The 12979-nt window shown below is 67.7% G+C and carries 13 protein-coding genes; 5 read left to right on the top strand and 8 right to left on the bottom strand.

The features are described from left to right. Positions 1–2: 2 nt before the first annotated feature. The 3 genes from ACWEFV_RS05315 to ACWEFV_RS05305 all read right to left on the bottom strand — a co-directional run bounded on the left by ACWEFV_RS05315 (position 3) and on the right by ACWEFV_RS05305 (position 2356). Entirely contained in the window at positions 3–899 is an 897-nt protein-coding gene (locus tag ACWEFV_RS05315; protein ID WP_135452088.1) for a cation diffusion facilitator family transporter, read from the bottom strand. A gap of 66 nt (positions 900–965) precedes the next feature. Continuing rightward, positions 966–1745, bottom strand: coding sequence for a site-2 protease family protein (locus tag ACWEFV_RS05310; protein WP_450069327.1), 780 nt, complete (start codon positions 1743–1745; stop codon positions 966–968). Positions 1746–1774: 29 nt separating this feature from the next. Further along, a complete protein-coding gene (locus tag ACWEFV_RS05305) occupies positions 1775–2356 on the bottom strand; it encodes a hypothetical protein (RefSeq protein ID WP_135452092.1) in 582 nt (193 codons plus the stop codon). 105 nt (positions 2357–2461) lie between these two features. Between ACWEFV_RS05305 and ACWEFV_RS05300 the strand changes: the two genes are divergently transcribed. From ACWEFV_RS05300 to ACWEFV_RS05285, 4 genes are all read left to right on the top strand, one after another. After that, positions 2462–3757 (top strand): adenylosuccinate synthase, encoded by a 1296-nt coding sequence (locus tag ACWEFV_RS05300; protein WP_135452093.1) that lies wholly within the window; start codon positions 2462–2464, stop codon positions 3755–3757. Then, complete coding sequence (locus ACWEFV_RS05295; protein WP_450069326.1) at positions 3754–4377, top strand: PaaI family thioesterase; 624 nt, start codon at positions 3754–3756, stop codon at positions 4375–4377. Before ACWEFV_RS05300 ends, ACWEFV_RS05295 begins: the two co-directional genes overlap by 4 nt. A gap of 43 nt (positions 4378–4420) precedes the next feature. After that, positions 4421–5080, top strand: coding sequence for a hypothetical protein (locus ACWEFV_RS05290; protein ID WP_450069325.1), 660 nt, complete (start codon positions 4421–4423; stop codon positions 5078–5080). A 199-nt stretch (positions 5081–5279) separates the two neighbouring features. Further along, the gene (locus ACWEFV_RS05285) at positions 5280–6773 is read left to right on the top strand and encodes an HNH endonuclease signature motif containing protein (protein ID WP_450069324.1); all 1494 of its coding nucleotides are present in this window, start codon (positions 5280–5282) and stop codon (positions 6771–6773) included. A gap of 16 nt (positions 6774–6789) precedes the next feature. Here ACWEFV_RS05285 and ACWEFV_RS05280 read toward each other — a convergent pair whose 3' ends face one another. Genes ACWEFV_RS05280 through ACWEFV_RS05260 form a run of 5 tightly spaced genes read right to left on the bottom strand, consistent with a single transcriptional unit; the run spans position 6790 to position 12620 of the window. Beyond that, positions 6790–6984 carry a ferredoxin gene (locus tag ACWEFV_RS05280; protein ID WP_450069323.1) on the bottom strand — a complete coding sequence of 65 codons (195 nt, stop codon included), beginning with the start codon at positions 6982–6984 and terminating at the stop codon, positions 6790–6792. A gap of 5 nt (positions 6985–6989) precedes the next feature. Continuing rightward, positions 6990–8192 carry a cytochrome P450 gene (locus ACWEFV_RS05275; protein WP_450069322.1) on the bottom strand — a complete coding sequence of 401 codons (1203 nt, stop codon included), beginning with the start codon at positions 8190–8192 and terminating at the stop codon, positions 6990–6992. 9 nt (positions 8193–8201) lie between these two features. After that, entirely contained in the window at positions 8202–9017 is an 816-nt protein-coding gene (locus tag ACWEFV_RS05270) for an alpha/beta fold hydrolase (protein ID WP_450069321.1), read from the bottom strand. 11 nt (positions 9018–9028) lie between these two features. Then, entirely contained in the window at positions 9029–11035 is a 2007-nt protein-coding gene (locus ACWEFV_RS05265; protein WP_450069320.1) for an MMPL family transporter, read from the bottom strand. Beyond that, entirely contained in the window at positions 11028–12620 is a 1593-nt protein-coding gene (locus ACWEFV_RS05260; RefSeq protein WP_450069319.1) for a Na+/H+ antiporter, read from the bottom strand. The genes ACWEFV_RS05265 and ACWEFV_RS05260 overlap by 8 nt, the downstream gene beginning before the upstream one ends. Positions 12621–12663: 43 nt before the next feature. Here ACWEFV_RS05260 and ACWEFV_RS05255 point away from each other — a divergent pair, with 43 nt between their 5' ends. Then, positions 12664–12966 carry a UBP-type zinc finger domain-containing protein gene (locus ACWEFV_RS05255; RefSeq protein ID WP_135452105.1) on the top strand — a complete coding sequence of 101 codons (303 nt, stop codon included), beginning with the start codon at positions 12664–12666 and terminating at the stop codon, positions 12964–12966. The last annotated feature ends 13 nt before the right edge of the window (positions 12967–12979 follow it).

Below are 12979 nucleotides of genomic sequence, written 5' to 3'. Positions count from 1 at the left end.
CCTCAGTCCTTCGCCTCGCACGAGCAGTCGTCTGCTGATTCGGGCGGTTCCACCTGCACGGTGGCGTGAGCCAGGCCCCGGGCGTTGAGTACCGCGCGTGCGTCGTCGAGCACTCGGACGGCGTCGGCATTGCTGGTCAAGTGCGCGGTGACCATGTCCTTCCCGGGGACCAGTGTCCACACGTGCAGATCGTGCACCTCGGTCACACCGTCCACCGATTCGAGCGCAGCTCGGAGTTCCTCGACGTCGATGTGCTGCGGAGAGGATTCGCTGAGAATCCGCAGCGCGGCGCGGGCCAACGCGATGGCCCGGGGCAGCACCCACAGGGCCACCAGGACCGCGACCACCACGTCGGCGTAGGGCCAGCCGGTGGTGACGGTGACGATGCCGGCGACCAGGACGCCGATGCTGCCGACGGTGTCGGCCACGACCTCCATGTAGGCGCCCTTGACGGCCAGGCTGTCCTTGGAGTGCGACCGCAGCATCATCACGACGACGGCGTTGGCGGCCAGGCCCGCCAGGGCCACGACGATCATGGGCACGCCGGGAACGTCGGGAGCATCGCCGAGGCGTTCGAAGGCCTCGTAGAGGATGAAGCCCGCCACGCCCAGCAGGAGGGCGGCATTGGCCACGGCGGTGAAAACCTCTGCTCGGTGCCAGCCGTAGGTGCGGGCCGGCGATGAGCTACCGCGCTTCGCCAGCAGTACCGCGGTCAATCCCATGAACATGGCGACCAGGTCGGTCAGCATGTGGCCGGCGTCGGCGAGCAGTGCGATCGAGTTGATCAGCAGTGCGGTGACCAGCTCGAGGACGAAGAACGCGCTGAGGATCACCGCGGCGAGGATCATCCTGCTGACGCGGGTATCGCTGCTGTGGCTGTGATCGTGGCCGGCACCCATGCCCCGAAATATATGCGGAAATACGCATATGTGGCAAGTGGCGAGGCCACCGTCGGCGACGAAGCGTCAGAGCCAGGCGGACCAGAACCGGGTCAGCGCGCTGCCCCACGACACCAGTTGGCTCGGTACTCCCGAGAGGTCGACGAACCAGAAGACCACCGAGAAGAACCAGCGGTTGAGCGTGGGCGTGAACAGCAGGACCATCAGGATGAGGAAACCCCACTGCTTTGCGGGCGCCACCGCTCGTTGGGTGTCGGGGCTCAGGTGTGGTTCCAGTGCGCCGTAGCCGTCCAGCCCGGGGATCGGCAGCAGGTTCAGTACGAGCGCGGTGACCTGCAGAAATCCCAGGAAGGCCAGCCCGGACCAGAAGACCGCGTGGGCCGAGTCGAAGAAGATCCGGGTGACGGCCAGCAGGATCACCGCCAGTACCAGGTTCGCGGCCGGGCCGGCCAGGCTGACCAGGGTTTTCTGTCGGGCCGTCATCCACGAGGTGCGGACGTAGACGGCCCCGCCGGGCAAACCGATGCCGCCCAGCGCGATAAACAGCGCCGGCAACCCCAGCGACAGCAGCGGATGCGAGTACTTGAGCGGGTTCAGCGTCAGATACCCGCGTACCGCGACGTCGTGGTCACCGAACCGCCATGCGGTGAAGGCGTGGCCGAATTCATGCAGGCACAGGGACACCAACCAGCCCGCGATGACCAGGATGAAGACGCCGACGTAGGACAGCGTCGTGCGCTCCATCCCGGCGAGCCAGGCCAGCACTCCACCGGCCACGGTGAGCGCGACGACGGCCAGGAATACCGGGCTCGGCCGTACCGATTGATGCAGCGGGCGGATGTTCACGATTCGACGCTACCTGCAGTGTTGGTCGATCAGCCGACTCGCAGCCAACCCTCGGTGTGCCGGTAGAACGTCGAGCGCCGTACCGTCCGCGGCGCGGACACCCCGTCGCGGATCACCTGCGCACCCGGCGTGCCCAGCTGCGCGGCGCGTCCGGCAACCCAGCGCTGGGGCCGGCCACGGTCCGACAGCACGCTCGCGCGCAGGCCCGGCATGTCCAGCGTGGGCTCGACCCGGACGCCCGGTGCCTCGCCGTCGAACAGCACGACGTCGTCGACGATGGCTTCGCCCTGCAGCGGCGCACTGTCGGCCCCGTGCCATTGCGCCGCGCTTACCAGCACTGTTCCCGTCTCGTCGCGGATCAGTGGGACACGCCGGGCCGGGGCGCGAAGTGCGCGGCGCGCCGACCAACTGCCGGTGGCCGCCGCGACCTCGACGTCGAGCCGATCGGTGCGCAGCAGCGCGGTCAGAACGGCGGCCAGATCGGCTTCGCCGCCGGTCACGACCAGTCTGCGGTGCGTTCCGAGGTCGTCGACATCGACCCTCGGCAGGCCGCGGAGCGGGCGCGGAACACGCGCCGTGCCGACCACCGCAACCCCGTCGGAGGTGGTCAAAACTGCTCCTTGTGGTCAGACAAATGTGTTCCTGGCGTGAGCTGGGATAAGGTGACCTACCGGCTGCATCACATTAGTGCGGAAGATTAGGCGGGAGATTACGCCATGCCGGCAATCGTCCTCATCGGCGCCCAGTGGGGCGACGAGGGCAAAGGTAAAGCCACCGATCTGCTCGGTGGACGCGTGCAGTGGGTCGTTCGGTACCAGGGGGGTAACAACGCCGGGCATACCGTCGTCCTGCCCACAGGGGAGAACTTCGCACTGCACCTGATCCCCTCGGGCATCCTGACACCGGGGGTCACCAACGTCATCGGTAACGGCGTGGTGGTCGATCCGGGTGTGCTGCTCACCGAGCTCAAAGGGCTGGAAGATCGCGGCGTCGACACCTCGGGCCTGCTGATCTCCGCCGACGCGCATCTGCTGATGCCGTATCACGTCGCCATCGACAAGGTCGTGGAGCGATATGCGGGCAGCAAGAAGATCGGCACCACCGGACGCGGCATCGGTCCCTGCTACCAGGACAAGATCGCCCGCATCGGCATCCGCGTCGCCGACGTGCTCGATGAGCAGTTGCTGGCCGAAAAGATCGAGGGCGCACTGGAATTCAAGAACCAGGTGCTGGTCAAGATCTACAACCGCAAGGCGCTCGAACCGGCCGAGGTGGTCGAGAATCTGCTCGCCCAGGCCGAAGGCTTCAAACACCGCATCGCCGATTCCCGGCTGCTGCTGAATCAGGCGCTGGAAAGCGGCGAGACCGTGCTGCTGGAGGGGTCGCAGGGCACCCTGCTCGACGTCGACCACGGCACGTACCCGTTCGTCACCTCGTCGAATCCGACGGCCGGCGGCGCTGCGGTCGGTTCCGGGATCGGGCCGACGCGGATCACCACGGTGCTGGGAATCCTCAAGGCCTACACCACTCGTGTCGGGTCCGGTCCGTTCCCGACGGAGCTGTTCGACGAGCACGGCGCGTACCTGGCCAAGACCGGCGGCGAGGTCGGCGTGACCACCGGCCGGGCCCGGCGTTGCGGCTGGTTCGACGCGGTGATCGCGCGCTATGCGACCCGGGTCAACGGCATCACCGACTACTTCCTGACCAAGCTCGACGTGCTGTCCAGCCTGGAGACCGTGCCGGTGTGCGTCGGCTACAAGGTCGACGGCAAGCGCACCAACGAGATGCCCATGACGCAGTCCGACATTCACCGCGCCGAGCCGATCTACGAGGAGCTGCCCGGTTGGTGGGAGGACATCTCGGCCGCGCGTGAGTTCTCTGATCTGCCCGCCAAGGCGCAGGACTACGTGCTGCGGCTGGAAGAGCTTGCCGGCGCCCATGTTTCGTGCATCGGCGTGGGTCCGGGCCGCGAGCAGACGATCGTGCGACGTGACATCTTGGCCGCCAAGTGAGCGACGAACCATCGGTCTTCGAACAGCACGGCGGTTTCCCGGTTTTCGAAGCCGCCGACCCGGGTCCCGGATTCGGGCGGTTCCTGACCGCGATGCGTCGCGTCCAGGATCTCGCGGTATCGGCCGACCCTGACAGCGACACCTGGGACGACGCGGCCAACCGGGCCGAGGAACTCGTCAAACTGCTCGACCCGTACGAGGCGGCGGAGGGTGTGGGCCCGGCCAACCGGGTGCCGTCCCTGCCAGGTGCGGGCAGCTTGCTGATGGCGCCGTGGACCATGTCGAAGTTCGAGCCCGAGGGCGTCGAATTGCACGTGCAGTTCAGCCGGTTCCACGTCGGCGGCAACTACGCGGTGCACGGGGGTGTGCTGCCACTGCTCTTCGACTCGGTGTTCGGCATGGTGATCCACGCTGCGGGCCGGCCGATCAGCCGCACGGCTTTCCTGCATGTGGACTACCGCAAGGTGACGCCCATCGACACCAAGCTGACTGCGCGCGGCTGGGTGCGTGAGTCCGAGGGGCGCAAGGCATTTGTGAATGCCGAACTCCGCGACCCCGACGAGAATCTGCTCGCCGAGGCCCACGGCCTGATGATCAGATTGCTGCCCGGCCAGCCCTGAGCCGTGTCACGATGACGCGGTGGTTCAACAACACTTGCACCGCTTGTCTACGCCGCGGGCGGCTGCGTTGGCGGGGGTTTTGTTCGCCGTGCTGTTCGGGGTGGCCCTCGTGTTGATCCGCACCGCATTGCCAGAGGGGGCCGAGCCCGGCTCGCAATGGGTCGACGGCGCGACGACCCGACTGCGGGTGGCGTCGGTGTTGATGCCGTTCGCCGGTATCGCGTTTCTATGGTTCATCGGCGTGGTGCGCGACGGCTTCGGCCGCTATGAGGACCGATTCTTCTCGTCGGTGTTCCTGGGCAGCGGAATCCTGTTCTTGGCGATGATGTTCGTTTCATCAGCCGTCGGTGCCGGATTGATCGCCAGCCGGGCGGGGATTACCGACGCCACCGCCTACAGCCACGTCGCCACGTTCGGGCAGATGGTGTTGATGGCGCTGAGTAAGACCTACGGCGTCCGGATGGCGGCGGTGTTCATGATGTCGCTGGCGACGATCTGGTTGAAGACGGGTCTGATGCCACGTCCGCTGGTGTACACGACTTACCTTGTCGCACTGGGCCTTCTGATCGCCGGCGATGTCAGCATGTGGATCGTTCTGGCGTTCCCGCTCTGGGTGCTTGCCGTCAGTGTGCTGATCCTGATCCGGGCCGGGGTGATCCACCTGCACGGCGAGCGAGAGCATCCCGCACAGCCCGAGGGGTGATCGCCCACGGTTGTCGGTGTGATGTCTCAGGACATCGGTGTCGGCTGTGGGTTCCTTGGGCGGGTCCCTGGGGGTCGGCCGTTGCCGACGTAGGTGATGCCGGGTTCGGGACTGGTGTGCTCGGCGAGGACCTCGCCCCGACCGATGCCCTAGAGATAACAGCCCTCGCGTGTCGGTGGGTGGTGGCATACTCGAACGTATGTTCGATACCGATTCCGATGCGGAGCTGATCGACAGGATCAGTGCCGGTGCACGGGCGGAGTCGGTGGCGATCGCGGGCCGGTTGGCGGCGATCGGGGCGTTGGACTCCCTGCGCGAACAGGAGCTGGCCGAGTCCATTTTGTGGCGGACTGATCCGTTCGAGGAGGTCGCCGCGGAGGTGTCGGCGGCGTTGCGGATCAGTCGGGGGCGGGCCGGGACTCAGGTTCATCATGCTCGGGTGTTGCGGGACAAGCTGCCCCAGGTGGCGGCGCGGTTCGCGGTTGGGGATATCGATTATCGGGTGGTGTGCACGATCATTGCCCGCACCGGCATCGTGGACCAAGCGGTGTGGGCCGGGTTGGATGCGGAGTTGGCGGCGCGGGCGCATCGGTGGATGCGGTTCTCGCAGCGGCAGTTGCGGGATCGGGTGGATCAGTGGATCGCCAAGCTGGACCCGAATGGGGTGCGGGTGCCCCCGGATGTGGCTGAGGAACGGTTCGTGCAGATCGAGGCGGGCAGCCCCGGCAAGGCGACGGTGTGGGCCAACCTGGATGCCGTCGACGGGGCAGCGTTGGATCAACGCCTCAACGCCCTGGCGGCGACAGTGTGCGAGCACGATCCGCGTACCCATGAGCAGCGCCGCGCGGATGCGGTGGGGCCGTTGGCCCGGTTGGAAGCCCAACTGCCGTGCCGGTGTGGGTTACCGGACTGCCCGGCCGCGCAGAAGCGGGCCGCGGCCGATGCGGCGGTGGTTCATGTGCTGGCCGACCGGGCCACCGTCGATGGCACCTCGGATGATCCGGGATATCTACCGGGGCACGGGATCCTGCCCGCCGAGTCGGTGCGCGACCTCGCGGCCACGGCGAAGATCAAGCCGCTGCACGTGCCTGCCGAACCCGCCGAGCCAACCGAACCCGGCGAGGCCGCCTCCGAGCCCGAGCCACCCCAACCCACCGACTCCGATGGGTCTGAACCCGGCTATCGCCCTTCGGTGGCGCTCTCGGAGTTCATCCGCTGGCGCGATCTGACGTGTCGCTTCCCTGGCTGCGATGCCCCCGTCGAGCGCTGCGACATCGACCACACGATGCCCTATCCGCTGGGGCCCACGCATCCGTCGAACAACAAGCTCTACTGCCGCGCCCACCACTTGGTCAAGACGTTCTGCGCGGGCTGGTCGGACCGTCAATTGCCCGATGGCACCGTCGAATTCACCGCACCGACGGGGCACACCTACGTCACCGAACCCCACGGCGCCGGCATGTTCCCGACCCTGGCACAACCCACCGGGGAGCTGAACCTTCCCGAACCGCCGGCCCACCACCCGAACCGGGGCGCGAGGATGCCGACCCGCCGCCAAACCCGCGAGCAGGACCGCCGAGACCGGATCAACGCCGAACGACGGCTACGCGCCGAACTCAACAACGACCTCGAAATCGAACGCGAATACCAAGCCTGGCTCGCCGAAGAATATGGACCACCGCCACCGTTTTGACGGGTACCGCCCGATTTCACTCCCCGGTGAGCTTCAATGCCGACGCGGGGCACAGCTTGACGGCCTGGCGCGCCTGGTCGATCTGATCGTCAGGAACTTCGTCGACGAGGACTTCGACCACGCCGTCCTCGCCCTGGTCGAAGATGACATCGGAGATCATCACGCAGTTGCCCGATGCGATGCAGGCGTCTTGATCTGCTTCTACTTTCATGGCAATCACCACGTTACCGCCAACGATTTCAACCCGTAGATGAAGTGAAAAGAACGGTACTGCACCGCATCGAACGGTTCCGCGAGCGTAAGGGCAGGGAATCGCCGCAGTAGGGCCGGGAAGCCGATCCGCATCTCCATGCGGGCCAGCGGGGCCCCGAGGCAATGGTGCACGCCATGGCCGAAGGCCAGATGTCCGGGTGCGCCGCGGCGGATGTCGAGCACGTCAGGGCTGTCGATGAAGTCGGGGTCCCGGTTGCCTGCGGGCAGTGAGGCAAAGACCAACTCGCCCGCGCCAATCCGTACCCCGGCCACCTCGACGTCGGTGGTGGTGAAGCGGGGGATGGCGTTCTGCACGATGGACAGCCAGCGAAGGAGTTCCTCGACGGCGGGGCCGACGGCATCCGGGTCGTCGCGCACCGCGGCCAGCTGTTCGGGGTGGCGCAACAGTGCGAGGGCGCCCAGGCCCAGCATGTTCGACGTGGTTTCGTGTCCGGCGAGCAGCAGCAGCCCGGCGATGCCGACGAGTTCGTCGTCGGACAACTCGGCGCCGTGGTCGCGGATCAGCATGCCCAGGATGTCCTCGCCTGGGGCGTGGCGGGCCCGTTCGACGAGGCCGCGCATGTAGTCACGGCTCTGCTGTTGCAGCGCAAGGCGTTCCGCGATGGGCAGAGACAGGTCGAGCTGGAGCGTCGAGCGGTGCTGGAAGTCGTCTCGGTCCTCGTAGGGCACCCCGAGCAGTTCGCAGATCACCAGCGACGGGATGGGGAGCGCGAAGTCGGCCACCAGATCCGACGGTGGGCCGGCCGCGGCCATCGCATCGAGCCGGGCGGCGACGATCTCGACGATGCGCGGTTCGAGTCGCTTCATCCGGCGGATGGTGAACTCGGCAGTGAGCATGCGGCGCAACCGTTGGTGCTCGGGTGGGTCGAGGCCCAGCAGGTTGCCGGCCCGTGCGCTGGCCAGCTCCTCTTCGGACATCTCGGGCGCCCCGGGCAGGGTGAAGCCCGGTGGCCTGCTGTTGGAGAACCGTTCGTGGTCACTGAGCACCGCCTTGACGTCCTCGTGGCGGGTGATCAGGTGCACCGGGTTGCCGAGCGCGCTGATGACGGTGCTTACTCCGTCGTTCTCGCGGATCTCGCTCAGATCGGACGTCGGGTCGAAGGCGTTGCGCCGCATGTGCAGGGGCAGGGTGACCGGCTCAGTCATGCTTCGACGCTACGCGCGCCCGAGGAAGTCCCTGATCAGCGTATTGGCGAGGGCGGGATTCTCCAGGGCGGCCAGGTGTGCGACGCCGTCGAGAACTACGAACTCGGCGCCGGGGATGGAATCGGCCATGGCCTTGGTCTCGGAGAGGGGGAACGTCGCGTCCTCGGCGCCGGCGACCACGAGCACTGGGGTTCGTACCTGTGAGAGCAGGGCCCGCTGATCCGGGCGTCGCGGCACCACGCTTCGCACCGCCCATGCGCTCGAGTCGATGTCGACCCGGTGCGCGGCGTCGCCGACGAATGCGACGACTTCCGGGCGTACCCGCATCGATGTCGGCCCCAGGAACGCCTTGAGCACTGACCGGGTGAGGGGGCCGCGAATGCCGTTGAGCACTTTTGCCGCGCGGAGCAGCAGCCCGTACTCGAACCGTTGACGCCGGCCGGCAGCCGACGCCGTGCAGTTCATCAACACGGCCCGGCCGATGCGATTCGGGTGCGACGCCGCGAACGTACCGCCGATCATGCCGCCCCACGAGTTGCCGACGAAATGCGTGCGTTCGACCCCCACGCCGTCGAGGATTTCGGCGACGGTATCTGCGCAGTCGGCGAAACTAAATGGTGCGGTGAGCTTTTCACTGCCGCCGTGTCCGGGTGGGTCGACCAGGATGACCCGGTGGGTGGTCCCGAACTCCGCTGCCTGCGAGGCCCACATGTCGCCCGTCATCAACAGGCTCGGCCAGAACAGGATCGCCTCACCCTGACCGGTGACCTGAACCCGGAGCCGGCCGAGCTTGGTCGGCAGCGTCAACTCCTCCACGTGGGACATGGTAGGCAGCCCTAGCGCTCGGCGTTCAGGCCCGGCCACCAGATCCGCGGGCCGATCAACGTGAACAGCGCCGGGATGATCACCGTGCGCACCACGAACGTGTCGAGCAGGATGCCCAGTCCGACGATGATGCCCAGCTGCGTCAGCACGATCAGCGGCAGTACGCCCAGCACGCAGAACACCGCCGCCAGCACCACACCGGCACTGGTGATCACCGCGCCCGTGGCCGACACCGCGCGCACGATGCCTTGGCGTGTGCCGTATTCCGGGGTCTCCTCGCGGGCCCGCGTCACCAGGAAGATCGTGTAGTCCACTCCGAGCGCCACCAGGAACAGGAACGCGAACAGCGGGGTGCTGTTGTCCAGTGCCGGGAAGCCGAACAAATGCACGCTGGCCCAGCCGCCCAGGCCGAGTGCGGCCAGCGCGCTGAGCACGGTGACCCCGACCAGCACCAGTGGTGCGAACGCCGAGCGCAGCAGCACGTAGAGCACTGCCAGAACCACCGCCAGGATCGCCGGGATCACCACGAGCCGGTCGCGCTTGGCTGCCGCGGCGGCATCCCTGGCCTGGGCGTCGGACCCGCCCACGACCGCGGTCGGGTCGGCGGACCGGACCGAATCACGCAGCGCGTCAATGGTTTCGAACGCCTCATCGGAGGCGGGTTCGGCCTTGAGCACCACGGACCACTGTGTCAGCCCGGTCTGCGACTGACCGGCGGGGTTGGCGGAGACGACGCCGGGGGTGTCGGTGATCGCCCGCTGTACCTCACCTGCCTTGGCGGTGGAGGCGATGACGCGGGTGGGGTCGGTCAGGCCGCTCGGGAAATGCGCGGCCAGTGTCTGGTATCCGGTCACCGATTCGGCCTGCACCCGGAACTGCTCGGTCTGGGTCAGCCCGATCGGCGTGGCCAGCAGGGCGGTGCACAGCACGGCCAGGCCGGCCAGCGAGGCCACCGCGACGCGGGCGGGCTTGCGCGCCACGGAGTCCGCAATCCGGTGCCAGACACCGCTTTCCGTCAGCGGCGTGGCGCCGACCTTGGGGATGAAGGGCCAGAACAACCGCTTGCCGCACAGGGCGAGCAGCGGCGGCAACACGACAAGGACGAAGATCGCGGCGACCACCAGGCCCGATGCGGCCTGCACACCGAGGCTGCGGTTGCTCGGTGCGGAGGCGAACAGCAGGGTCAGCAGGGCCAGCACCACGGTGGCGTTACTCGCCACGATCGCCGGGGCGGCGGCACGTACCGCAACCACCAGGGCTTCGCGGTGCTGCTCGGTGCGCCCGAGCTCCTCCCGGTACCGCGAAATCAACAGCAACGCATAGTTGGTGCCCGCACCGAATACGAGCACGCTCGTGATGCCCGATGTCGAACCGTCCGGGCTGAGGCCGAATCCGGAGGCCACCGCGGTCCCGACGACGGCGCCGACGCGGTCGGCGAAGGCGATCACCAGCAGCGGCACCAGCCACAGCACCGGTGAGCGGTAGGTGATGATGAGTAGCAGCGCCACCACGGTCGCGGTCACCGCGAGCAATGTGATGTTCGCTCCGGCAAACGAATTGGCAATGTCGGCACCGAACGCCGGGCCACCGGTGATCTCGGCCCGCAGCCCGGGCGGCAAGCCGCTGGCAGCGGTCGCGCGCAGATCCTTCACCGCGTCGTTGAGACCGAAACCGGACAGGTCGGCCTTCAACGGCACGGTGGCCACTGCCGCCTTGCCGTCGTCGGCGACCACCACGGGCGGTCCGGGCGCATCGGTCATCCGGTGGCGCGCATCGGCGGTGGCGTCGACGTCGGCCATGGTGAGCTCACCGCCGTCGGTGCGGGTCACCACCAGGATCGCCGGAACCTGATCTCCGCCGGGGAAATCGGCCCGCAGGGCGTCGGCCCGGGCCGATTCGGCGTCGGACGGAACGGCGACCGGCGACTGGGAGGCGGCGTCGCCGCCGCTGAGCAGGCCCAGCAGCCCGCCGGAGACCACCACGACCAGCACGGCCAGCCACGTCAAACGCCTAATCACGGTTCAGTGTCGCCTCTTCCAGATCGAGACCGCGCAGCACGGTGCGCAGTACTTCATCGTCGATGTGCCCGGCATCGCGCTCGGCGATGAATGTCTGCCGTTCGGCGGCAAGCATTTCCAACCGTAGACGGCGGAAGGCTGAGGCGGGGCTCTCTCCGATGTCGTCTTCGCCGCGGCCCAGCCGTTCCCAGGCGGCATTGCGGCGCCGGGTATTCCAGGCCCGCAGGATCTCGCCGGCGCGTTCGGGTACGTCACTGCCGGGGGTTTGTTCGGAGAGCAGTTCGTCGAGCCGGTCCGCGGCGGCCCGGGCCGCCCGGTCCTGTGCGGCCGCGGTTGCGATCGCGTCGGCATGCTCCTCGTTGCCCTGCACCCCGAGCACCCTGATGAACCACGGCAGCGTCAAACCGTGCAGCAACAGCGTGCCGACCACGACGACGAAGGTCAGGAACACCAACTGCGGGCGGCCGGGGAACGGGTCACCGGACAGCGTCGTGGCCGGGACGGCGAACGCCGCGGCGAGCGAGACGACCCCGCGCATGCCCGCCCAGGCCAGGATGAACACCTGCCCCGGGGTCGGCATCGGTTCACGGGCCCGCACCTTCTTGGACAGCAGCCGCGGCAGGTAGGCGAAGCAGTACACCCAGATGATCCGCACCATGATCACCGACGTGAGCACCGCCGCCGACGAGATCGCCAGGGTGGCCGCCGAGATCCCGGTGAGTTCGCCGATCACCTTGGGCAGTTGCAGCCCGATCAGGAAGAAGGCGAACGACTCGAGCACCAGCTGCAATGCCTTCCACACCGCAGAGTCCTGTAGCCGGGTCGCGTAGCCGGCGTCGGTCTCGCGCTGTCCCAGCAGCAATGCCGCCACCACCACGGCGATCACCCCGGAGCCGTGCACTTCTTCGGCCACGAGGTAGATCGTGAAAGGTGCCACCAGGCCGATGGCGCTCTCCACCAGCGGATCGTCGAGCCTGGTCCGGATGTAGTGCACCACCATGCCCAGCGTGACGCCGACCACCACACCGCCGACTGCGGCCAGGGCAAAGGTGCCGAGACCGCGCGCCCAGGTGGCCGATGCGCCTATTGCGGCTGCCAGCGCCACCTTGTACGCGGTGAGCGCGGTGGCGTCGTTGAGCAGGCTCTCCCCGCCGAGCAGCGTCATGATGCGGCGCGGCAGCCCGAGCCGGCGGCCGACTGCGGTCGCCGACACGGCGTCGGGCGGTGCCACGATGGCGCCCAGGGTGAGTGCGGCGGCGATGGTGAGCTCGGGCACGGTGTGAAACGCGACCACGCCGACGACCACTGTCGTGGCCAACGGCAGACCGATCGCCAACAGCCCGATCGTCCTGACGTTCTTGCGCATCGCCAGGTAGCTGCTCTCCAGTCCCGCCGACCAAAGCAGCGGCGGCAGGATCACGAAGAGCACCAGGTCGGGATCCAGGTGCACGTCGTCGAAGCCTGGTATCGCGCTGCTGGCCAGCCCGGCCACCACCAGCGCCAGCGGTGCCGAGACGTCGAAGCGGCGGGCCACGGCGGCCAGCAGAATTGCGGCGACCAGTGCCGCCAGGAGTGAGGCACCCACGTTGTCGTTCCTCCTTCGTGTGCCGTGCCTATCCTTGATCAACATGTTGAGGAGATCACGCCGACGGGAGCAGAATCCGGCGCCTCGCACCTGCGAACATCTCGAGGCAGCGGTCGACGAGCCGCAACCGTTGACCCCCGGTCGCTGCCAGGAATGCGAGGAAGACGGCGAGAACAACTGGGCGCATCTTCGTATGTGCCTGGCCTGCGGCCACGTCGGTTGCTGTGACTCGAGCCCGCATCAGCATGCCACCAAGCACTTTCAGCAGAGCGGTCATCCGGTCATGCGTTCGGCGGAACCCGGCGAGAGTTGGCGTTGGTGCTATATCGACCATCGAGTCGGGTGACGATCTGGCAGGC

The organism is Mycobacterium sp. NPDC004974, from assembly GCF_053600815.1.
Note: the sequence above shows the minus strand (reverse complement) of the source record. Positions and strands in the feature narration are given on the sequence as shown.

Coding starts and splice junctions, on each gene's coding strand:
- ACWEFV_RS05255 (WP_135452105.1), top strand. CDS start 12,664: ATGTTGAGGAGATCACGCCGACGGGAGCAGAATCCGGCGCCTCGCACC.
- ACWEFV_RS05285 (WP_450069324.1), top strand. CDS start 5,280: ATGTTCGATACCGATTCCGATGCGGAGCTGATCGACAGGATCAGTGCC.
- ACWEFV_RS05275 (WP_450069322.1), bottom strand. CDS start 8,192: ATGACTGAGCCGGTCACCCTGCCCCTGCACATGCGGCGCAACGCCTTC.
- ACWEFV_RS05300 (WP_135452093.1), top strand. CDS start 2,462: ATGCCGGCAATCGTCCTCATCGGCGCCCAGTGGGGCGACGAGGGCAAA.
- ACWEFV_RS05315 (WP_135452088.1), bottom strand. CDS start 899: ATGGGTGCCGGCCACGATCACAGCCACAGCAGCGATACCCGCGTCAGC.
- ACWEFV_RS05270 (WP_450069321.1), bottom strand. CDS start 9,017: ATGTCCCACGTGGAGGAGTTGACGCTGCCGACCAAGCTCGGCCGGCTC.
- ACWEFV_RS05280 (WP_450069323.1), bottom strand. CDS start 6,984: ATGAAAGTAGAAGCAGATCAAGACGCCTGCATCGCATCGGGCAACTGC.